Here is a 22322-nt window from a genome sequence, read left to right as displayed (position 1 = left end):
CCGCGCTACTGAGCGGCGTACCCTGACGGCGAAACCGCTCAACGCTGCAGGCCTGGGCGCAGGACATGCTAACCTGTGAGGGCCGGCTGTCAGCACGCCGGGCCGGCCTTCGCGCTGGCGGGGAAACGGCGCTCACCGCTATGAATTGGAAGTACCTCGGCGGGCGGTGGGTTACCTCCCCGGCCCGGCGGGTATAGAGGGACACAGGCCGCGCTGCCTGTGCTTTTGCCTCCCCGGGCCGTCGCATCGGCCGCCCGGACCACGGTGCCGCCGCCGGGTTTTCGTCGCGAAGAAATCCCGGTTGTGGCCCGCCCCTCGCAATGGTCGCGACTTGCGGCGGGGCGCGTGATGGAGGCTGCTTTTCACCTTCCTTTTCTTTTTGTCATGAAGCTACACCACTTGCGCCCCCTGTGGGGGCTGCTGGTAGGCGCGTGCCTGTTGCCCGCCTGCCACCAACAATATTCCACCGAAAGCCTGGTGGTAACCGAAGCACCGGAGCAAGCCGCCGCGCCCGGCGAAACGCCGGCTCCTGCGGCCGCGGAGCCGCCCCGGGAAAACCGCGAGAGCTACGCCGTAATCCACGAAAACCCGTTTCTGACCGCCGCCCGAAACCCCCTCAGCACCTTCGCCATCGACGTAGACCGGGCCTCCTACGCCAACGTGCGCCGCTTCCTGACCCAGGACCGGCAGCTGCCCCCGCCCGATGCCGTGCGCCTGGAGGAGCTGGTGAACTACTTCCCCTACCAGTACCCGCAGCCGCGCAGCGGCCCGGCCTCGCTGAATGCCGAGGTGGCCGCCTGCCCCTGGAACCCGGCCCACCAGCTGGTGCTGGTGGGCGTGCAGGGCAAGCAGGTGGCGGCCGAGAGCCTGCCGCCGGCCAACCTGGTGTTTCTCATCGACGTGTCGGGCTCCATGGACGAGCCCCAGAAGCTGCCCCTGCTGAAGGAGTCGCTGCGCCTGCTGGTGCGCGAGGCCCTGCGGCCCCAGGACTACGTGGCCATCGTGGTGTATGCCGGGGCGGCCGGCGTGGTGCTGCCCCCCACCTCCGGGGCCGAGCCCAAAACCATTCTGCACGCTCTTGACCAGCTGCAGGCCGGCGGCTCCACGGCCGGAGGCGCCGGCCTGCGCCTGGCCTATGAGCTGGCGCGGCAGCACCGGCGGCCGGGCAGCAACAACCGCATTATCCTGGCCACCGACGGCGACTTCAACGTGGGCGAGCAGAGCGATGCCGACATGGAGCGGCTCATCACCCGGGAGCGGGAATCGGGCGTGTTTCTCTCGGTGCTGGGCTTCGGCGCGGGCAACCTGCAGGACAGCAAGATGGAGCTGCTGGCCGACCAGGGCAACGGCAACTACGCCTACATCGACCAGCTGCAGGAGGCCCGTCGGGTGCTGGTGCAGCAGTTTGGCGGCACGCTGTTTACCCTGGCCCGCGACGTGAAGGTGCAGGTGGAGTTCAACCCGGCCCTGGTGCGCGAGTACCGCCTGCTGGGCTACGAAAACCGCCTGCTGGCCGCCGAAGACTTCAACGACGACCGCAAAGACGCCGGCGAGCTCGGCGCGGGCCAGCAGGTCACGGCCCTCTACGAGGTGGTGCCAGCCGGGGCGCCCCCCACGGGCAACACCTCCGTCGATGCCCTGAAGTACCAGACCACCGCGCCCACCCGCACGGCCAACACCGGCGCGGAGCTGCTCACCGTGAAGCTGCGCTACCAGGAGCCCGCCGGCGGCCCCAGCCAGCTGCTGAGCCTGCCCGTGCGCGGCGTCCGCCTGGGCGAGCCCATCGCCGGGGCTTCGGACAACCTGCGCTGGGCCGCCGCCGTGGCGCAGTTCGGCCTGCTGCTGCGGCGCTCCCGCTATGCCGGCACGGCCACCTGGGCCAGCACCGCCACCCTGGCCCGCCACACCCAAGCCCCCGACGCCGACGGTTCCCGCCGCGAGTTCCAGCAGCTGGTGCAGGAGGCGGCCATGCTGGCAGGTGGGCGGGAGGGCGGCCCCTCCCCTACTGGCGTCCTTACGGGACCGGAGAGGTAACCCAATAACCCACAGCCCTACTGGTGCGGCCACCGCCCTGCTCAAGCGCAACCGCCACGCCTCCGGCCCCGACCGCTTCCTGCCCCACGTGGACGCGGAGCAGGTGAGCAGTCAGATGGCCACACACCGGGCTATGCTACCGGCGTAAGGGGCATAGGTTAATGTTGAAAAGTCCCGACTGCTCACGCACTCGGGACTTTTTTGCTGTCTGATAATAGGACTTAAGGGCCTTCTGTTTCAGGTGCTAAGCGGTAGCTGGTGCTGCGCCCCCCGGCGCCCTCGTGCTCCAGCACGCCCTTTGCCACCAGGTCGGCCATGTCGCGCCCGGCTGTATCCTGCGAACAGTGCGCGATGCGCGCCCATTTCGACGAGGTGAGCTTGCCCTCGAAGCCGTCGAGCAGGCGGGTGAGCAGCTGCCGCTGCCGCTCAGAAAAAGGCGTCAGCCGGTGGCGCTCCCAGAAGCGGGCCTTGGCCAGTACCTGCGCCAGGGTGTGCTCGGCCGCCTGCAGGGCCCGCCCCAGGCACTGCAGGAACCACTCCAGCCAGGGCGTCACGTCCAAGGGGCCGCGCTGACTGGTTTCGAGTAGGTCGTAGTAGGCCTGGCGCTCGGCCTGGATTTGTGCGGACAGGCTGTAGCAGCGCTGGCCGCTGCCGTCGGCCCGGGTCAACTGCAGGTCGGCGATGGCGCGGGCGATGCGCCCGTTGCCGTCGTCGAAGGGGTGAATCGTCACGAACCAGAAGTGGGCCAGTCCGGCCTTCAGCACCGGGTCCAGGCCCTGGTCGGCGTTGAACCAGGCCAGGAACTGCTGCATCTGCGCGTCCAGGGCCTCGGCCGGGGGCGCTTCGTAGTACACCCGCTCGCGGCCTAGTGGCCCCGATACCACCTGCATGGGCCCTGTACGCCAAGCACCGACTTCTACCGGGTAGAGGCCGCTGTAGCCGGTAGGAAACAAGGCGCGGTGCCAGCCAAACAGGCGCGTGTCCGTCAGCGGGGCCGCGGCCTGTTGGGTGGCGTCGAGCAGCATGGCCACAACTCCTTCCACCCGTCGGTCGGCTGCTGGCAGCGCGGCCCGGTCCAGGCCCAGGCGCCAGGCGATGGAGGAGCGCACCGAGGCCGGCGGCAGCAGCTCACCTTCAATTTCGCTCGACTTGAGTACGTCGAGCGTAAGCGTACGCAGCGTGGCTTCGGCCCGCAGGTCTACGCCCACGGCCTCGAGCTGCCCCAGCAAGTGCCCTTGCCGGTAGCGTACGCTCCCAAGCAGCGCTTCCAAAGCGGCATGGTCCCACCGAAAGGCCGGCCAGTCTGGATGTTGATGAATGTACGACCCTATTCTCCGCATAATTTGCGGTGAATATACCCCTTATTCTCCGCATGCCTGAGTCCGGGTAAACTCCCAGATTGCCTCCAAAGACATTCTGCTGGCTACCCCCGGCCTCGATGCCGAGCTGCTCAAGCGCAACCGCCACGCCTCCGGCCCCGACCGCTTCCTGCCCCACGTGGCCGCGGAGCAGGTGAGCAGCCAGATGGCCACACTCACCGCCGCTTTACTTTGAACTGAATGCGTTCAAGGACTGACCCTTTGGGTGAACTTACCTCATCCGCCAACTTTCTGAAATGCCCCTGCCGTGAACGACGCCACTGCTTTTGCAATCAGGAGAAATACAACAGTAAGCGTACCGTAGATAACAGCAAGCGTCCACTTGCGGCTAGCGAGCGAATACAGGAAGAAACAAGCGTTAATTGCGGGCACTAATAGCGCCGCAACCAGAAAATAGAAAATCCTGTCAATTGGGTGGTCGTTCCCTGCGTTTGTGGCTCCCAGCAAGAGGGGAAGCAGGGTGCACCCCACCAGCACCAAAAGGGCTGTATTGACAGCTAATGGTTGGTTATAGGAAGAGTTGACCAGCGACGGTATCATGCAGAGGGAAGAAGTAGGCCCAACAAGCTAAAACCAACGACTGGCTAAGAAAACAGCCCGTTTTTCGGCTCCCCGGTGCGGCAGCAAAGGTCGGAAGAAAACCAGCCCCCTCTAGCAGGCAAACCGCTTACTGTTCCTGCCGTGCGTGGTAGTAAGCAGATAGTTGTCCGGGAAGGCATCGCGCCGCCTCTCTTCCTCGGTAAGGGCTGTGCTCGTAACGTAGAAGCTGTAGACGCCTCGGCGTTCCTTGTCGGGCTGCCAACCCGTGATGCTTTTGTAGCACCTCTGTCCGGAGGACAAGGGAACCAGCCCCGCCGGGGAACGGTAGTAAAAGCGTTGGACCTGTATCCGGCCCCAGGAGCCCGCCGTCTGCCGGTGGTTGCGGATTGTAACCCAATAGGGCGAAGTTGCAATAAAGCAAAGGACTTGACTAATCAAGCGGTTATCGTTTGAGTAATCAAATGCGTGCTGACTGGTCAAACACCAGACGATGACCAGGAAGCCCGTAAGCAGGTGGGCAAAAGCCTGGCGGTAAAGGCCAGAAGCAACCCGATGCGTTAACGTGCCTCTTCGCGCACCTTTTGCTCAATGGCATTTATCAGCTGCAACACCTCGTCGGTAATGGGGGTGATGGTGCTCAAACCGCGCAGCGCCTGCTCCGACTGCCCGGCCTGGTGGAGGTCCATCAGCTGGTTAGCAACCTGATGCACTCGGCGGTGCACCTGATCGAGCTGCTGCGTTTCCGGCAGGTGGCCAAACTGGGGCAGCGCGACCGTGTTAATCCACTGACCCAAGGCACACACGTCGGCATCGCGCACGGGCGCTTCGTCGGTGCCGCCGCCGTACAGGAAGGAGCGCAACTTGGCTTTGAAGAGGATGTGCTTAAGCCGTGCGGCATCAAGTTCCCGCTTGAAGTTGTCACTCATAGGTATTAAATCCACAACCCCCGCGTGTGCAATGCGCCCGAAATCAGGCAGCTACCTCACCGAACCTTCAGCGGCTTCCAACTCGCCCGAGGAACCGAAAAAGAAGCTGCTGCAAGACCATGCCGAGTTTTTCTTCTTACAAAAATAGTGGAAAGTTTTACAGTTACTGCTGTTGCCCCCGTTAGACATTGGGCGCGTAAACAAGGCTGCGGACATCCGGATTCCGCTAGTCTCGGCAGCAGGCAACCGTTCCACGTACTGGCCGACCCGGAAACAAAGCCGGCTTCTTTCGTGAGGTCACAACACCCCTCGTTTGGGTGAAAGAGCTGTTCCACGCCGCGGCCCGGTTTCAGCGGCGGTGCAGGTAGATTTTGCGCCCGTCGCGGGTCGTGTCCGCCAACGAGGCCTGAATAACGCTCAAATCTTCCGCCTGCACCTCTCCTTCATCAGCGTCGTCGAAGAGGAAGAGGTGCTCTACCCCGTCAACCACGGCATGCCCGGCCACGACCAGCAGCCCCGCATGGAGGCCCTCGGTGCCACGGCCTTTGAAAAAGCCCGCGCCGTGGTTTACCACGACCTGGCCCTGGAAACCAGCACCACCCTACCCCCGGACGCGCGTCGTTCGGCTCACGCCCGCTCCGCTACCAGCCGGTACAGGTCTTGGGCATTTTCAAAAGCGGCGCCCATGGTATTGTTGAAGTAGGCATACACGTCTTTCCCCTCTTGGAGGTAGTCGTGTATCTGCTCGGCCTGGTCGTGCAGAAAGTCGCGCTCGTAGGACTCCCGGTAGTTTCCCTTCGGGCCATGGAAGCGCATATAAACAAAGTCTGCCCCCTCGTTGAGCTGGGCGTTTCGGGCGGGACCTTTGTCGTGCAGCACGAGGCTGGCGCCGTGGTGGTCCAGCATATCAAACGCATCATCGTCATACCAGCTGGGGTGGCGAAACTCCACCGCCTTGCGCCACTCGTGGGCGGGGTCTGCCGCTGCCAGCGCCTGCAATAACGCACTGACCGCCCTTAGCTGACGAATGGTGTTGCTGGGCGGGAACTGAATGAGCAGGCATCCCTTTTTGGGGCCCAACTCCCGTGCTGCATCTAGAAAGCGGGCAATGCCGGAGAGGTCCTCGGCCAGCGTCTTGGTGTGCGTTATATCGCGCCACAGCTTGATGGTAAAGTCAAAGGCAGGGCCGGTTTCCGCGGCCCAGGCCGCAAACGTTTTGGGCTGGGGGATGCGGTAGAAGGTGCTGTTTATCTCCACCGAGTTAAACAGGGTGGCATAGTAGGTGAGGCGGCTCGTCGCCTGGTAGGCCGCCGGAAAGGTGGCCTTGGGGCCGGGCACAACGATGCCGCTGGTGCCGGTGCGCAGGGTGCCAAGGAGGGCAGGCATGGAAGGAATTATACGGGAGTTTCGTGGTCTAACGTGCCACGCTGCCCCGGCGTTTTACTCCATGTCATCTACGGGTTGCTCGTCACCTGCACGGTTCGATAAGCAGCGCCGGGCTACCCGGCGCGGAATAACGTTCCGGCATTACCGCTTAGCTTCGGGGCTGCTGGGTTCCGCCAGCTGCTCTTGCTCCTTCCGAATGTCTTCTGCTGCCCTTCGTCGCATCCCCGGTTCCTTAGGCATGCCCCTTGTGGGCGACACGCTCGGGTTCCTGACCCGCCCCGTCGATTTGTTCAACAAGAAACAGCGTCGGTACGGCAACGTGTTCAAGGCGCGGCTGTTTGGGCGCACGGGCGTGTACCTGCTCGGGGCCGAGGCCAACAAGTTCGTGCTGGTGGAACAAGCCCGCTCCTGCTCCAGCCAGGAGGGCTGGCGCTTTCCCATCGGCGAGCTGTTCCACGGGGGCCTGATGCTGCGCGACGGCGAGGAGCACAAACAACACCGGGGCATTCTGCAGGCGGCGTTCAAAAAGGAGCCGATGCGGCAGTACCTGGAGGTGATGGCGCCCATTGTGGACCGCCGGCTGGCGGCCTGGGGCGAGCAAACCCCGCTGCGGGTATTTCCGGCCGTGAAGGCGCTTACCCTGGAGCTGGCCGGCAAGGTGTTCTTCGACCTGGATTTCTCGCAGGACCTGGCCAGTCTCAGCCAAGCCATGGCCGACCTGGTTGCCGCGGCGACCACGCTCGTCCCGTTCAACCTGCCGTTTACCCAGTACCGGCGGGGCATGAAGGGCCGGCAGCTGTTGCAGGAATACTTCGGCCGCGTGTTGCACGAGCGCCGCCAGGCCCCGGCCACCGACATGCTCAGCCACCTGAGCCAGGCCGAAGACGCCGACGGCCGCCGCCTCACCGACGCCGAAATCGTGGACCACCTGATTTTCTTCCTCATGGCGGCCCACGATACCACGGCCAGCACCCTCACCAGCATGGTGTACGAGCTGGCCGCTCACCCCGAATGGCAGGACAAGGTGCGCGCCGAAAGCCAGGCCGTGTGCCCCGGCCCCGCGGGGCTGGAGCCGACGCATCTGCCGCAGCTGGAGCAGCTGGGCTACGTGATGGACGAGTCGCTGCGCCTGCACCCGCCCCTGATTCTCATTCCGCGCTACACCACGCAGGAATTGGTGTACGAAGGCTATACCATTCCGGCGCACACCCACGTCAGCGTGCTGCTCTACCACAACCACCGCACGCCCACTCACTGGTCCGCACCCGACCAGTTTGACCCGCTGCGGTTTGCAGCCGGGCGCGCCGAGCACCGGAAGTGTCCGTTCGGGTACGCGCCCTTTGGCGCGGGGCAGCACTTTTGCCTGGGCTTCGCGTTCGCCGAGATGCAGGTCAAGCTCGTTATGCACCACCTGCTGCGTCGGTTCCGCTGGCAGCTGCCCGCCGGCTACCAGGTTGAGTTTGCCAGTATTCCCATTCAGCACCCCAAAGATGGCTTGCCGATAGTGCTGGAAACAGTGTAGCAGCTGCGGCGGCCCCCCTCGACCCGTGACCAGGCACTGCAACTCATTCCCAGCAAGGCTTTGGGGACCTACAGCTCGGTGAACAAACCAGAAGCCGCCTGCCTATCCGCCTTGTTTGTAAAATACCTGCGCGTAGTGGCCCTGTTGCCGGATTCGGTTAAGGTTAAAAAAGGTTTTAATTTTCTGGTCACCAATGACAACTTCCTTTTTACCAAGGCAGCTTGGCCAATGGTGGAGTAGTAACCTCGCTCCTTTCCAGCGTAAGTAGCGAGGTCAAAAGCGGTAAGCTGCCGTTGCGAAGGGAAGTAATGGAAAAGCTTACGGAAGCCATCGACTACAACATAAGGTGGATGAACCCTTGATGATAGTTCAAAAGGCTCCTTAAACTGAATGGGCTCAAGTTTAGGTCAGCACCGTTTCAATAAAGGCAGCGCTCTGTGCTTACCAAGGCCCCAGGGAACCTACTTTTGGCCCGATGACAACACAACGGCTGCGCGGCGTTTGGCTTGGGAGTGTGCTGGTGCTGGTCAGTGCCTGTGGCAACCTATCCCTGCTGGACACGCCCGCCCGCACCCTGTGGGTACGCCCTATACCGGCAAAAGGCTATCAGGTTCGGGTGGTGTATCGCCCGTCCAACGCGACCGTTCAGGCAGCCATTCAAGTCGTCCAACAACCGGCAAAGCAACCGGAGCGCGTGTTGGGCGATTACGAGCGCTACAATTGCCTCGATACGTGCTGGCTGACCAACAACTCGCGCTTAACCCTGGTGCTGCGCGACACGGTAAGCCAGCTCGGAAATCACCCCGATACCATTATCGTTGCCTTACCCTAAACGCTCTTTACTATAAACAGGCTTAAGTTTAGGGCACCACCGTTTTGCTAAACCTTTAATTATAGTCCGCTCGCGTGGCTTTGTACCTTTCCCGTCTCGAATTACAAGCCCGGCTTCACCTTGGCAAGGAAGCCGAACAATGGCTAGGCCACACTGAGGCAGATGGCTACACGGCCATCCAGTGGCTCTACTTAGCCCAAGAAGACCGGCACCGGTATAGCGTTACCTACATGGAGTCATTCGATGAAGGCGATGAGGAGTGGCAGCAGGTGCCCGAGTTTTCGCTGTTGGACCCCGACGCCGAGGAAAGTATAGCTTTTGATTCGGTCGAGGAAGCCGTCGCGTATGCGGTCCAGACCTACGGCGCTTCGCCGGACCGATTTGTCCCGGGCGGCATGCTAACCGAGGAATACGCACGGTACTGGCAAAGCAAAAACGCACCTGCCAAGTAAATGCTCCTTTTACCAAACGGGGCTAAGTTTAGGGCAGCACTGTTAATCTGAACGACTCTGATTCCAGTAGGGCACGAACCTTATTTGCTCTCGCTCACCGCAGGGCGCTTCGAAGGGGTTCCAAAAACGCGGTTTCGACGGTACGAATGGCAGCAGCTAATTGGGCTTTCTCCGCCGGCGTTCTTTTCTGCCCGCCGTTGAATGGGGTGCCGCCTGTTTTGACAAAATCCACGCTTAGGTGGGACGTCCCCGGCCGGCCGTTCCAGCCGGTTGAATCGCCCCGGAAACGGATACTGAAGCAGATGTCTTGCGTCACCAAGTACAATAGTCGGTGGGCTCCTGCGTCGTAGCCGGTGCCGTCCCGCAGCCGTCGCAGGTTGCCCGTGGCAGTAGCTAGGCTGTCGGCAGCCCGCAAGGCACGGGCTTGGCCAGCCTGCAACGTATACGCTGCCAACGAGGGTCTGCCCCCCACAAAAGTGAACAGAATACACGAAGTGCAACCAAGAAAGACGAGCAGCGCATAAGCTATTCTAAACATCACCGCTGTTATCGGAAGAGAGGCATAAGCACAAAGCAATGCCTAATGTACCGCTCCCTACCATAAACTGCCAGCGGCTGGCCAGCCCCAAATGCCAGCGGGCCGCTGCAAGACTAGGGAGTTCAAGAAACTCGTCTACGAATCAAAGTTTACGAAACTGGAGGAGTTGATGCGTTTCGTAAACCCACACTAGAATTAATTAAACTACTCCAGTCCGCCCAAAACCTGGGCTTTTATGGGCACAAAAAAGTCCCTCGGCCTCCTGGCGCGAGTTTAGTTGCGTTAAGCTCACACTGGAAACCCATTCCACTCCGCAGCCACCCCACCATAATTCCCGACCTTTGCGGCACTCATGCCCGCTACTTCCTCCCGCCCCTATGGCCTTGGCTTCTGGCTGATGTGCCTGTCGTCCTTCCTGTTTTTCCTTTCTTTTAATCTTCTTCTACCTGAGCTGCCCGACCACCTGACCCACTTAGGCGGTGGCAATTACAAAGGCTACATCATCGCGCTGTTCACGCTCACGGCCGGCTTGTCGCGCCCTTTCAGCGGCAAGCTGTCCGATACCGTGGGGCGCATTCCGGTGATGATATTCGGCTCGCTGGTGTGCTTTCTCTGCGGCTTTGCCTACCCGTTTGCCCAGACGGTGGTAGCGTTTCTGGGGCTGCGCCTGCTGCACGGCTTCAGCACCGGCTTCAAGCCCACGGGCACGGCGGCCTACATCGCCGACATCGTGCCCGACGAGCGGCGCGGCGAAGCCATGGGCCTGGTGGGCCTGACGGGCACGCTGGGCATGGCCGTAGGCCCCATGCTGGGCACCTGGATTGGCGAGCATTTCTCCATCAACGCCCTGTTTTACACTTCCTCGGGCGTGGCCCTGCTGTCGGTGCTGGTGCAGGGCACCCTTACCGAAACCCTGGCCCCGGCCCAGCGGCAGAAGTTCCGGCCGGGCCTGCTGCGCCTGCACCGCGACGAGCTGATAGAGCCCCGTGTGCTGGTGCCGGCCCTGGTGATGGTGCTGGCCCTGTTTCCCTTTGGCGCCGTGCTCACGGTGGTGCCCGACCAGAGCAAGCTGCTGGGCTTGTCGAGCAAAGGCCTGTTCTACACCAGCTACACCATTGCCGCCCTGGCCATCCGGCTGGCCGCCGGGCGGGCTTCCGACCGCTACGGGCGGGTGCGGGTGCTGCGCTGGTCGGTGGCCGTGGTGGCGTTGTCGCTGGCACTGCTGGCGGGCTGGACCACCCCCACGGGCTTCCTCGTGGCGGCCGTGCTGTTTGGCCTGGGCACGGGGCTGGTGTCGCCCACCCTGCTGGCCTGGGGCGTCGACCTCAGCGACCCCGCCTACCGGGGGCGGGCCATGGCCACGCTCTATATTGCCCTGGAAGTGGGCATCGGGCTGGGCGCCCTGGCCGCCGGCTGGATTTACGTCAACAAAGCCGAGCGCCTGCCCTGGGTGCACGGGCTGAGCTTGCTGATGACACTGGCCGCCCTGGTGTATCTGCTCACGCTGTCGACCAAGCCGGCCCCGGCCCCGGCGGTAGAGCCGGAGCCGGTGGCCGCCGAAGACCTGGTGTAGCGTCCCGCCTTTCTTTTCCTTTCTACCCGCTGCTGCCCTATATGAACTACCTGTACATCCTTGCCACTCTCCTGCTGCTGACCCTGGGCGGGCAGGCCCAGGCCCAGCCCGAGCCCCTAGCCTTTGGCCAGCTGGATGCCCGCCTGCTGTCGGCGGCACCATTTACGGGCGATAGCGCCGCCGAAGCCGTCATCCTCTGCGACTACGGCATGGCCAGCATCGTGGGCGAAGGCGCCCGCACCCAGGTTAAATTCGACCGGGTGACGCGCATCAAGATTCTGAAAAAAGCCGGGTTCGACTGGGGCAAGGTGGAAGTGCTGCTGCGCCACGAGCAGGCCGACCACGCCGAGCGCCTTACCAACCTGCAGGGGTTCACCTACAACCTCGTCGGCGGGCAGGTGCAGCGCCAGGCCCTGCCCGAGAGCAGCGTCTTCACCGACCGGGTTTCGGCGCTGTACTCCCTGCACAAGTTTGCCCTGCCCAACGTGCGCGAGGGCTCGGTTATCGAGTACCGCTACACCCTCTTGTCCGACTACGTGTTCAGCTTTCGCGGCTGGCAGTTTCAGCACAGCATTCCGGTGCGCTGGAGCGAGTACCGGGCGGCCATGCCCCACCAGTTTGTGTACAAGATACTGCTGCAAAGCAAGTACCCGCTGGCCCTGGAAGAGAAGGCCGGCGAGCACAGCCTCACGCCCCGCTTCCGCTGGGCCATGCGCGACGTGCCGGCGCTGCGTACCGAGCCCTACATGACCACCGCGGCCGACTACGTGGATGGACTGACCTTCGAGCTGGCCAACTACGACGGCCAGGATGTGAGCCGCTCCTGGGAGCAGATTGACTACTTCATCACCCACGACCCCGAGCTGGGGCAGCAGCTCGACGCCGCAGGCTTTCTCAAAGCCGACCTGGCCCGGCTGCCGGCCCCGGCGGCGGGCAATGAGCTGCAGCGCCTGGCGGCGGTGCGCGCCCTGGTGGGCAGGGCCGTGCGCTGCACCGGCGAGCTGCGCCTGCAGGCTTCGGCCCCTTTGCGAAAAATCTACCTCGAAACCCACCAGGGCAACGTGGCCGACGTCAACTTTCTGCTGGTGGCGGCGCTGCGCGCGGCGGGCTTCCAGGCCAGCCCCGTGCTGCTCAGCACCCGCAGCCACGGCCGCATCCGGGCCAGCCTGCCCCTGCTCAGCCAGTTCAACTACGTGGCGGCCCACGTGGCTTTGCCTGATGGGCAGGAGCTGGTGCTGGACGCCACCGACCCGCGGCTTCCCTACGACATGCTGCCCGAGCGCTGCCTCAACCAGCAGGGCCGCCTGATTGGGGACAAGGCCGGCACTTCGCGCTGGATTGAGCTGCGCCCCCGCCACCGCCACACCCACCTGCAGCGGGTGGAGCTGCAGCTCAGCGCCGACGGCACCCTGCGGGGCCAGGTACACGAGGAGTTTGCCGGCTATGCCGGCGCCGAGGCCCGCCGCGAGCTGCGCGAGCAGGGCGAGCGCAGCTACTCCCAGCAGCAGGCCCGGCAGCACGCGGGCTGGCTGTATGAAGGCCTGAAGGTGAGTAATGCCGACAGCGCTGCCCTGCCCCTGGCCCTGAGCTACCGCCTGACGCTGCCCAGCACCGGCAAGCAGGCCCTGGACCTGATTTACCTCAGCCCCCTGCGGGACTTCGGCATCCCTTCCAACCCGTTCCGGGCCGAAACCCGCGCCTTTCCGGTCGACTTCGGCATGGCCCGCGAAGAGATGCTGGTCATCAGTCTGAGCCTGCCGCCGGGCTATGCCCTGGCCGAGCTGCCCCGCTCCAAAGCCGTGGACCTGCCCGACAACGGCGGGCGCTTTGTGTGCAGCACTACGCAGTCGGGCTCCACTGTGCAGCTCAGCAGCCGCCTCACCCTGCGCAAGCCCCAGTACAGCCCGGCCGAGTACGGGCAGCTGCGCGAGCTGTACCGCCTGCTGCTGGAAAAGCAGGCAGAGAAGCTGATTGTAAAGAAAGGCTAGCCTGCTAATGCCGTTTTCAGGTAGGTGCAGGGCGTCAGGCTCCCTCCCTTTTGGGGAGGGGCCAGGGGTGGGGTGGCACGGCAGGAACCCGTACAAAAGCCTGAAATCTGCGGCAGAGTGAGGGCTGCCCGCGCCCCGGCTTAGCGGCCCAGGCCAAAGGCCACGCCCACCGATACTTCCACGCCACCCGGCGCAATGGCATCGACCAGGTCGCGGTTGCTTTGCTGCGTGGGGGCATAGCCCGGCGCGTACACCACGGGGTTGCCGGTGAGGCGGGCGCCGTAGCCCAGAGCACCTATCATGGCGAAGCGCAGGGTGGGCTGCCAGCGCACGCCACCGCGCAGGTGCAGCTGGTTGGAAGGCTTGAAGCTAAGGCGCGTGCGCTCCTGCTGCATGGTGTTTTCGTTCAACGTCAGGTCGAACTCGGCAATGCCCGTGGTATGGGTCAGGTTGAGGCCGACGAAGGGCGACAGCTTGCGCTGGGGCATAAAATAGTAGCGGGTGCCCACCCCCGCCTTGAAGCCCACGCCCAGTCCCAGGCCGGCGTTGAGGTCGAGGTTGGGGGTCACCATGTAGCTGAAGTCGGCCCCGAAGCCATAGGGGGCGCCCCAGCCCACATTCAGGCCAATCGACGACTTGGGGTAGTGACGCTCGGGCGCGGGGGTAGCTGTTACCTGGGCCTGAGTTGAAGCTGCCAGCAGCGACAGGCCGAGGGCCGCGCTAAAGGTTTTTAAAGTAAGCATGAAGAAAAATGGGGTTATTGAATAGAAGAATGGGCTATGAATGAAGCTAGTACCGGTGCTGCACAATGGTCAAAATGGACGCGGCAAAGGTAGACCGGGCGGCAGCACGTGCTGCCGCGGGCTCAGGCTTTCGCCGGTTTTGCCTGCCGGCTCCGGTACCGCCGCCGCCCGGGCTGGCCGCCCTGCTGGCCTCCATGACGAAAGCACTACTTGCGGAAGTTGCCTTGCTTTAGAAAAGAGCTATATTTTTCATAATTTTAGCTTTTTAAGCACCATCCCGTTCATTAATTTTAAGCTATTCGATGCTTGCCTCTCTACCTTCACTCCGGCTTATCTGGTTGATAGCTGGCTTATTGACTGCCTTGGCCGCCCAGGCTCAGAACGAGCCGGCCAAGTTTGGCAAGCTCGACGCCAAGGACCTCACCCCCGCCCCCTTCCTGGCCGACAGCGCCGCCGAAGCAGTTATGTTGTCTGATTATGGCACGGCGCGCGTCGATGTGGCCGCCAACCAGAAGCTGCAGCTGGTATTTGAGCGCACCACTCGCATCAAAATCCTGAAAAAGTCCGGCTTCGATTGGGCCACTGTGGAAGTACCGCTGGCCAATGCCAGTGAAAAGATGTCGAGCCTGCGGGGCTTCACCTATAATCTGGTGAATGGCCAGGTGGTGAAGGATAAGCTGGAAAGCGACGGCAAGTACTTCGATGACGTGAACAAGCGCATCCGGATTCGCAAGTTTACCATGCCCAATGTGCGGGAAGGCTCGGTTATTGAGTTCTCGTACTCGGTGGTGTCGGAAAACTTCTTCAACCTGCCCGACTGGCAGTTTCAGCACACCATTCCGGTGCGCTGGAGCGAATACCGGGCCTCCTACCCCGAATACTTCGACTACCGGACGCTGATGCAAGGCTACCTGCCGCTTTCCCTGCGGGAGCAAAGCGAAGGCAGCACCTTTTTCGGCAACCAGGCGGTACGAACCTGGCAGTACCGCTGGGCCATGAAAAACGTGCCGGCGTTTGTGCCCGAGCCCTTCATTACCACGGCGCGCGACTTTGTGGCCCGGCTGGACTTTGAGCTGGCGGGCGTGCGGTTTCCCAACGGCCTGGGCAATGGCATTACCTTCGACTGGGCCCGTTTCGACCGGGAGCTGCTTCAGGACGATGATTTTGGCCAACAGCTCGACCGGGGTGGCTTCCTCAAAGAAGCCCTGGCCAAGCTGCCCGCCACTACCCGCCTCGAAGACAAGGTAGCCGCCATCCGGACCATGGTGCAGCAGGCGGTGAAGTACAACGAGTACGAAAGCATCTACACCACGGCGCCCCTGAAGCGCACCTTTACCGAAGTGCGCCAGGGCAATGCGGCCGACATCAACCTGCTGCTGATTGCCGCGCTGCGGGCGGCGCAGATTGAGGCCAACCCGGTGCTGCTCAGCACCCGCGACCACGGCCGCCTGAACGAGGCCCTGCCCCTGCTCTCGCGCTTCAACTACGTAGTAGCCCACGTGGCGCTGGCCGACGGCAAAGACTTGTTTGTGGATGCCACCGACCCCCTGCTGCCCAGCGGCGCCCTGCCCGAGCGCTGCCTGAGCTACACCGGCCGCCTGCTGCTGAAAAGCCCCGGGCAGTCGCGCTGGATTGAAATCAAGCCCAGCCAGCGGCGGGTGCACTACCAGCAGGCCCGCCTTACCCTGAGCGCCGACGGCAGCATGAGCGGCACGGTACGCGAGGAGTTTGGCGGCTATACCGGAGCCAAGGTGCGGGCCGAGCTGCAGAAGCTGGGCGACGGCAAGTACCGCAGCCAGTTTGCCGGGCAGCACAGCAGCTGGACGCTGCCCAAGTTCACGGTGCTGGCCCGCGAAGAGCTGGCCAAGCCCCTGGCCCTTGAGTATGAGTTCAGCCAGGCCGGGGGCGATGCCGCGGGCGGCAGCTTCTACCTCAGCCTGCTCGATGGGTTTGGCAGCGACGAAAACCCGTTTCGCCTTGACACCCGCACCTACCCCGTCGACTTCGGCACCACCCAGGAAGAAACCATCATGATGACCCTGACCCTGCCGGCCGGCTACGAGCTGAGCGAGTCACCCAAAGCCGCCGTGGTGGACTTGCCCGAAGATGGCGGACGCTTTATGTACTCGGTGACGGGCACCGAGGGCACCGTGCAGCTTACCAGCCGCATGTACCTGCGCAAGCCCATGTACGCCGCGGCCGAATACGAGCACCTGCGCGAGTTCTACCGCCTGATGCTGGCCAAGCAGGCCGAAAAGCTGGTCATCCGCAAAAAAGCCTAACCTACTACGCTGCCCTCATGAAAACCCTTCTACCCCTGCTGGCGCTGCTGTCTCTTAGCGGCGCTGCGCCGCGCCGGGCCACGGCCCCGGAGCCCAAGTACCCAGTATCCGCCATCCCGGCCAGCCTGCGCGAAGGCGCCCACGCCGTGGTACGGGCGCACGACGAGGCCGTGGTCGTTAAATCGGCCAGCCGGCTGGTGCACACCGTGCACCGGGTTATTACCGTGCTCGACAACGCCGGCGACGACTTTGGCGGCCTGGGCGTGGGCTACGATGCCCTCAACAGCCTGTCTTACCTGCGCGGCGCCGTGTACGATGCCAATGGCCGCCTGCTGCACCAGCTGCGCCCGGCTGAAATCCGCGACCAGGGCGTGGGCAGCCAGGGCAGCAACTTTATGAGCGACGTGCGCGTGCGCTACGCCGACCTGCGCCAGCCCCAGACGCCCTACACAGTGGAGATGGACTACGAAATCGTGTCCGACAACACCTTGTTCTACCCCGACTGGCAGCCGCAGAAATCCGAAGGCCTGGCCGTGGAGTCAGCTAGGCTGCGGGTAACCATGCCGCCCACCATGCCCCTGCGCTACCAGGAGCGGCAGCTGCCGGCCGGCGTGAAGGTGCAGCGCAGCGTAGCCGGCACCCAGGAAGTGTACCAGTGGGAGCTGAGCAACCTGCCCGCCCTGGAGGAAGAAGAAGCCGCGCCGCCGCTGGAAGAGCTGGCCCCGGCCGTGGTGCTGGCCCCCGGCGCCTTCGAGGTGCAGGGTTACCGCGGCACCGCCGACAGCTGGCAGAGCCTGGGGAAGTGGAACTACGAGCTGAATGCCGGGCGCGACGTGCTGCCGCCCGCCACGCAGGCCAAGGTGGCCGCCCTGGTGAAAGATGCCCCCGACGAGCGCAGCCGGGTGCAGCGGGTGTACGAGCTGCTGCAAAGCAGCACCCGCTACATCTCGGTGCAGCTGGGCCTGGGCGGCTGGCAGACGTTTCCGGCAACGGCCGTGGCCGGCAGCGGCTACGGCGACTGCAAAGCCCTGAGCAACTACACCAAGGCCATGCTGGCGGCGGCCGGCGTGCCGGCCTACGTGGCCCTGGTAGGCGCGGGCGACGAGGAGGCCGATGTGCGCCCCGACTTCCCCAGCGCCCAGTTCAACCACGTTATTGTGTGCGTGCCCCTGACCAAGGGCGCCCGCCCCGACACGCTGTGGCTGGAATGCACCAGCCAGACCGAAGCCTTTGGCTACATGGGCAGCTTCACCGGCAACCGCCACGCCCTGCTGCTGACGCCCACCGGCGGCCAGCTGGTGGCCACGCCCCGCTACGGGGCCCAGGAAAACCGCCTGGAGCGGCGCATCGACGTGTTTCTGGATGCCCTGGGCGGCGCTACCGCCACGGCCCGCACCCTGCGCACCGGCCAGGAGCAGGACCACTACGCCCAGCTGCTGCACGCCCTGTCGCCGGCCGAGCAGAAGAAGTACGTAACCGAGCGCCTGAAGCTGCCCACCTTCACGCTCACCAAGTTTAACCTGGCCGCCACCACGGCCGGCGCCCACCTGCCCGCCGTAGTGGAAACCCTGGGCCTGAGCCTGCCCGGCTTTGCCCCGCCGGCCGGCAAGCGCGTGTTTGTAAACCCCAACCTGCTGAGCCGCCTGCCGGCCCTGCCCGCACTCGCCGGCGAGCGGCAGGCCGACGTGCTGCTGCCCCGCGCCAGCCTGCATGCCGACACCGTGCGCCTGCACCTGCCCGCCAGCTTCAAGGCCGAGACGCTGCCCACCGCCGTGCAGTTCAGCTCGGCCTACGGCAACTATTCCAGCGAGTTCCGGTCTTTGCCCGACGGCACGGTACAATACATCCGCCGCGTGGAGCTGAAGCGCGGGCGCCTGCCCCGCACGGCTTACGCCGGCTATGTCGACTTCCGCCGCAAAATCAGTATTGCCGACAAAGCGCAGGTGGTACTGGTGAAAACGGAAAGCTAGAATTTCTAGAGTAGAATGTTGAATTAATACTGGTTGGGGAACGACTTCGGTAATACCATAGTTTGGGCGAAACCGTCGACAACCTTGCGCTACTGGTCTATTGTTCAGCCAGCATGGCGAGCTAAAATTATTCTTTACCGTGTTTTCGACTTTCTCGCCTTTTCCCCGCTCTCTGCAAAAATTCTTACTTTTAGAGGCCTAAACCCCACACCCACTCATTTCTCTTTTCTTCACTTATGTTTCAAACCTTACCTGTGATGCCCCGTTCGTGGCAGCGCATTGCACTGGCTGGCCTGCTTACCGTGGTAGCGCCGCTGGGAGCCATGGCGCAACAAGTACTGTGGGCCGATAACCCGCACGTACCGGCCGAAGCTTCTTCTGTAACGGCCGCGCTGCGCACTTACCGCCCCATTGAAGTGCACATGGCCGCCATGCGCGCAGCCCTGCTGCCCGCCCCGGCCGAACAAGGAGCCGGCGCCCGCAACTCCAACGTGGTGGTGTCGCTGCCTACGCCCCAGGGCGGCTCGCAGCGCTTCCGCATCACGCAGGTGCCGGTGATGGCGCCGCAGCTGGCGGCGGAGTACCCCTCCATCAAAACCTACCAGGGCCAGGGCATCGACGACCCGTCGGCCATTGCCCGCCTCGACGTGAGCCCCAACGGCTTCCACGCCATGGTAATCGGTGCCCAGGGCACGTTCTACATCGACCCCGCCCGGCGCTTCGGCGACGACGTGCACCACCTGGTATTCAGCAAAAGCGCCATGAACACGGCGGTAGTAGGCTTCCGCTGCCTGATGAGCGACGACACGGACACGCCCAACACCCCGCGGGCCACTGCGCCCGTGGTGCTGCAGCGCCAGCCCAACGGCACCCAGCTGAAAACCTACCGCCTGGCCCTGGCCTGCACCCCCGAGTACGCCAACACCTACGGCGGCACCGTGATGGGCGCCCTGGCCGGCATGGTGGCCTCGGTAAACCGCGTGAGCGGCGTGTACGAAAAGGAAATTGCCGTGCGCCTGGTGCTGGTCAACAACAACTCTTCGCTGGTATTTACCAACGGCGGCCCCAACGTGCCCAACCCCACCTACACCAACAGCAGCGGCTCGCAGATGCTGAACCAAAACCAGCAGAACATCGACCGCGTGATTGGCAACGCCAACTACGACATCGGCCACGTGTTCAGCACCGGCGGCGGCGGCATCGCCCAGAAGCCTTCGGTGTGCATCAACAGCGGCAAGGCCCGCGGCGTAACCGGCCTGCCCAACCCCCGCGGCGATGCCTTCGACATCGACTTCGTAGCCCACGAGATGGGCCACCAGTTCAACGGCAACCACACCTTCAACGCCTCGACTGCCGGCAACTGCACCGGCCCCAACGGCACCCGCGCCGAAGTAGCTGCCTACGAGCCCGGCTCGGGCACCACCATCATGGCCTATGCCGGCATCTGCTCGCCCGAAGATGTGCAGAACTACAGCGACCCTTACTTCCACTCGCACAGCTTCGACGAAATCCTGTTCCACATCAACGGCGCCGGCAACTGCGGCGTGGTAACGGCCACCAACAACAGCGTGCCCGTGCCCAACGCCGGCCCCAACCGGGTGATTCCGGCCCGCACGCCCTTCATGCTGACGGGCTCGGCTACCGACGCCGACGGCGACGCCCTGACCTACGAGTGGCAGCAGTTCGACCGCACGCCCAACCTGACCAGCATCAACAACCCCACCGGCAACGCGCCCCTCTTCCGCGCCTTTGCCCCCACCACCTCGCCCACCCGCGTTTTCCCGCGCATGAGCGACATCGTGAACAACACCGCCACCTTAGGTGAGCGCCTGCCCACCTACAGCCGCACGATGAACTTCCGCTTTATTGCCCGCGACAACCGCGTGGGCGGCGGCGGCGTCGACTACGCGGCCAACCAGGTGGAAGTAGTTGCTACCGCAGGTCCTTTCCTGGTGATGCAGCCCAACACGAGCAACATCATCTGGCAGGCCGGCGCCCCGGCCCAGGTAAGCTGGGACGTGGCCGGCACCACGGCCGCGCCCATCAGCGCTGCCAACGTGGATATCCTGCTCTCGACCGATGGCGGCTACACCTATCCCATCACCCTGCTGAGCAACACGCCCAACGACGGCGCCCAGGCCATTACGGTGCCCCTGAGCACGCCCGCCACCACCACGGCCCGGGTGATGGTGCGCGCCACGGCTAACGGCTTCTTCGACATCTCGAACCAGAACTTCGTTATCGAAGGCAACAACGGTCCGACGTTCTTCCTCGCCCCTGCTGCCACCACTACGCCCCTGAGTGCCTGCGCGGGTGCTGCGGCTACCACGTCGGTAAACGTGGGCCAGATTACGGGCTTCACCGGCGCCGTCACGCTGTCGGCCGCCAACCTGCCCGCGGGCATCACCGTGACTTACGGCAGCACGACCATACAGGCCGGCAACAACACCAACGCCACCATCTCGGCGGCTCCCGGCACGGCTGCCGGCACCTACTTCCTCACGCTGACCGGCGTAAGCGGCAGCACCACGCACAGCACCTCGCTGAGCTTCACGGTGCAGCCGGCGGCTACGGCAGCGGCCGTCGCTCAGTCGCCCAACGCCCAGGGCTCGGCCACCACGGCTTACCGCCCGCGCTTTGTGTGGACGGCCGTGCCAAACGCCGTAACCTATGAGCTGGAAGTATCGACCAGTGCCACGTTCGCGGCGGGTGCCACTGTATTTGGCGGCCCCATCACCGGCCTCACCACCAACAGCTACCAGCCCACCATGGCCCTGAGCCCCAGCACCACGTACTACTGGCGCGTGCGGGCCGTGAGCCCCTGCGCCACGGCGCCCTACTCAGCCACGCAGACGTTCCGTACGGGCGTACAGGCCTGCAATACCACGGTAGCGACCAACGTGCCCCGCACGGTCCTGGCTAACGCGGGTGCCTCGGCTACGTCTATTATTACCATCAGCAGCAGCGAGCGGGTAAGCGAGGTGCGCTTGAGCAACCTCACCATCACCCACCCCAACGTGAGCGACCTGGAGATTAAGCTCCGCAACCCCCAGAACGTAGAAGTGGTGGTGCTGGCCCCCGGCACCTGCCCGAACACGGCTAACATCAGCATCAACCTCGACGACCTGGCGGCTAACGCCATTGCCTGCCCCATCAGCACGGGCGCCACGGCCCGCCCGGCCAACCCGCTGGTAGCCCTGGCTGGCAATACCGCCGCCGGCAACTGGACGCTGACCATCACCAACATGGCCACCACCGGCACGGCCCGCCTCACGGCCTGGAGCCTGGAGCTGTGCACCCTGTCGGAGCCGCCGGCCGCGCCGGACGTGCTGCAGGTATCGAATGGCACGCGCAACAACTCGGGCACCACGGTAGAAGCCTTCTGGGCTACGTCGAACACGGCGGGCGGCACGCCCACCTACTACGAGCTGCAGCGCTCGTTCGGCACCAACCAGAACTTCGCCCTGCTCGCCACGCTGGCCATTCCCTCGCAGGCCACGACTACCGATGGCGCCTACTCCGACTTCGTGACGGTGAGCGGCCGCTACTTCTACCGCGTGCGGGCCTGCAACTCGGCCGGCTGCTCTGCCTGGACCAACGAGGCCAACGCCCTTGGCACCCAGAAGAGCACCGAGCAGATGGGCATTGCGGTGTACCCCAACCCCAGCACCGGCCTGTTCAACGTGAGCATCGACAACGCCCAGCGCGGTGCCGTGGCCATCTCGGTAACCGACGCCCTGGGCCGTACGGTAGCCAGCACTCAGCTCAGCAAAAACGGTGCGGCCCTGCAGCACAGCCTCGACCTGAGCAAGCTTGCTCCCGGCGTGTACCAGCTGCACATTGCCCTGCCCGAGGGCACGGCCGTGCAGCGCCTGCTGAAGCAGTAACAGCAACTGCCTAACTAAAAAAGGCGGCTCCCTGGTTGGGGAGCCGCCTTTTTTATTGTTCACCCGTGTACCGCCCGCCACCAGGCAGGGCGGATGCACCCAGACGGGAGCAGGCGGCTCCTGAACCGATAACAGCTGCGCTCCTCCCTTGGGAACACCTGACTAGCCGCGACGCGAGCCAGACCCGTTCCCAGGAGTACTGTTTGAGCTGTAATACCCAACATTACCTTTTCAAATGTTAGAGGGAACCAGACGTGCTGAAAAGTCAGG

Annotated in this window: 16 protein-coding genes; 10 read left to right on the top strand and 6 right to left on the bottom strand. The window is 63.9% G+C overall.

What is annotated here, in order from left to right:
- Nucleotides 1–384 precede the first annotated feature (384 nt).
- Complete coding sequence (locus ABD919_RS08215) at nucleotides 385–2034, top strand: vWA domain-containing protein (RefSeq protein WP_345235508.1); 1650 nt, start codon at nucleotides 385–387, stop codon at nucleotides 2032–2034.
- A gap of 221 nt (nucleotides 2035–2255) precedes the next feature.
- On the opposite strand, the gene ABD919_RS08210 is transcribed toward ABD919_RS08215, so the two are convergent.
- From ABD919_RS08210 to ABD919_RS08190, 5 genes are all read right to left on the bottom strand, one after another.
- Nucleotides 2256–3374, bottom strand: coding sequence for a Fic family protein (locus tag ABD919_RS08210; protein ID WP_345235507.1), 1119 nt, complete (start codon nucleotides 3372–3374; stop codon nucleotides 2256–2258).
- Between the two features lie 255 nt (nucleotides 3375–3629).
- A complete protein-coding gene (locus ABD919_RS08205) occupies nucleotides 3630–3953 on the bottom strand; it encodes a hypothetical protein (protein WP_345235506.1) in 324 nt (107 codons plus the stop codon).
- 557 nt (nucleotides 3954–4510) lie between these two features.
- Complete coding sequence (locus ABD919_RS08200; protein ID WP_345235505.1) at nucleotides 4511–4879, bottom strand: CZB domain-containing protein; 369 nt, start codon at nucleotides 4877–4879, stop codon at nucleotides 4511–4513.
- Between the two features lie 349 nt (nucleotides 4880–5228).
- The gene (locus ABD919_RS08195; RefSeq protein ID WP_345235504.1) at nucleotides 5229–5453 is read right to left on the bottom strand and encodes a hypothetical protein; all 225 of its coding nucleotides are present in this window, start codon (nucleotides 5451–5453) and stop codon (nucleotides 5229–5231) included.
- A 53-nt stretch (nucleotides 5454–5506) separates the two neighbouring features.
- Nucleotides 5507–6265, bottom strand: a complete 759-nt coding sequence (locus ABD919_RS08190) for a DUF72 domain-containing protein (RefSeq protein ID WP_345235503.1) — start codon at nucleotides 6263–6265, stop codon at nucleotides 5507–5509.
- Nucleotides 6266–6461: 196 nt separating this feature from the next.
- On the opposite strand from ABD919_RS08190, the gene ABD919_RS08185 reads away from it, so the two are divergent.
- The 6 genes from ABD919_RS08185 (at nucleotide 6462) to ABD919_RS08160 (ending at nucleotide 13170) form a co-directional block, all read left to right on the top strand.
- Nucleotides 6462–7787, top strand: coding sequence for a cytochrome P450 (locus ABD919_RS08185; RefSeq protein WP_345235502.1), 1326 nt, complete (start codon nucleotides 6462–6464; stop codon nucleotides 7785–7787).
- 78 nt (nucleotides 7788–7865) lie between these two features.
- Nucleotides 7866–8027, top strand: a complete 162-nt coding sequence (locus tag ABD919_RS08180) for a hypothetical protein (RefSeq protein ID WP_345235501.1) — start codon at nucleotides 7866–7868, stop codon at nucleotides 8025–8027.
- Nucleotides 8028–8262: 235 nt separating this feature from the next.
- Entirely contained in the window at nucleotides 8263–8619 is a 357-nt protein-coding gene (locus ABD919_RS08175; RefSeq protein ID WP_345235500.1) for a hypothetical protein, read from the top strand.
- A gap of 74 nt (nucleotides 8620–8693) precedes the next feature.
- Nucleotides 8694–9071 carry a TrbG/VirB9 family P-type conjugative transfer protein gene (locus ABD919_RS08170; protein WP_345235499.1) on the top strand — a complete coding sequence of 126 codons (378 nt, stop codon included), beginning with the start codon at nucleotides 8694–8696 and terminating at the stop codon, nucleotides 9069–9071.
- A gap of 890 nt (nucleotides 9072–9961) precedes the next feature.
- Nucleotides 9962–11182 carry an MFS transporter gene (locus ABD919_RS08165; protein ID WP_345235498.1) on the top strand — a complete coding sequence of 407 codons (1221 nt, stop codon included), beginning with the start codon at nucleotides 9962–9964 and terminating at the stop codon, nucleotides 11180–11182.
- 41 nt (nucleotides 11183–11223) lie between these two features.
- Complete coding sequence (locus ABD919_RS08160) at nucleotides 11224–13170, top strand: DUF3857 domain-containing protein (protein WP_345235497.1); 1947 nt, start codon at nucleotides 11224–11226, stop codon at nucleotides 13168–13170.
- Nucleotides 13171–13310: 140 nt separating this feature from the next.
- On the opposite strand, the gene ABD919_RS08155 is transcribed toward ABD919_RS08160, so the two are convergent.
- Nucleotides 13311–13913: an autotransporter outer membrane beta-barrel domain-containing protein gene (locus tag ABD919_RS08155; RefSeq protein WP_345235496.1), complete on the bottom strand. Its 603-nt coding sequence runs from the start codon at nucleotides 13911–13913 to the stop codon at nucleotides 13311–13313.
- 362 nt (nucleotides 13914–14275) lie between these two features.
- On the opposite strand from ABD919_RS08155, the gene ABD919_RS08150 reads away from it, so the two are divergent.
- The 3 genes from ABD919_RS08150 (at nucleotide 14276) to ABD919_RS08140 (ending at nucleotide 22052) form a co-directional block, all read left to right on the top strand.
- The gene (locus tag ABD919_RS08150; protein WP_345235495.1) at nucleotides 14276–16195 is read left to right on the top strand and encodes a DUF3857 domain-containing protein; all 1920 of its coding nucleotides are present in this window, start codon (nucleotides 14276–14278) and stop codon (nucleotides 16193–16195) included.
- 17 nt (nucleotides 16196–16212) lie between these two features.
- Nucleotides 16213–18165 (top strand): DUF3857 domain-containing protein, encoded by a 1953-nt coding sequence (locus ABD919_RS08145; RefSeq protein WP_345235494.1) that lies wholly within the window; start codon nucleotides 16213–16215, stop codon nucleotides 18163–18165.
- A gap of 257 nt (nucleotides 18166–18422) precedes the next feature.
- Nucleotides 18423–22052: a reprolysin-like metallopeptidase gene (locus ABD919_RS08140; protein WP_345235493.1), complete on the top strand. Its 3630-nt coding sequence runs from the start codon at nucleotides 18423–18425 to the stop codon at nucleotides 22050–22052.
- Nucleotides 22053–22322: the final 270 nt, after the last annotated feature.

Source organism: Hymenobacter saemangeumensis (assembly GCF_039541835.1).
Classification (GTDB): Bacteria; Bacteroidota; Bacteroidia; order Cytophagales; family Hymenobacteraceae; genus Hymenobacter; species Hymenobacter saemangeumensis.
The sequence above is the reverse complement of the archived record's forward strand: the minus strand, read 5'-3'. Positions and strand labels throughout refer to the sequence as shown.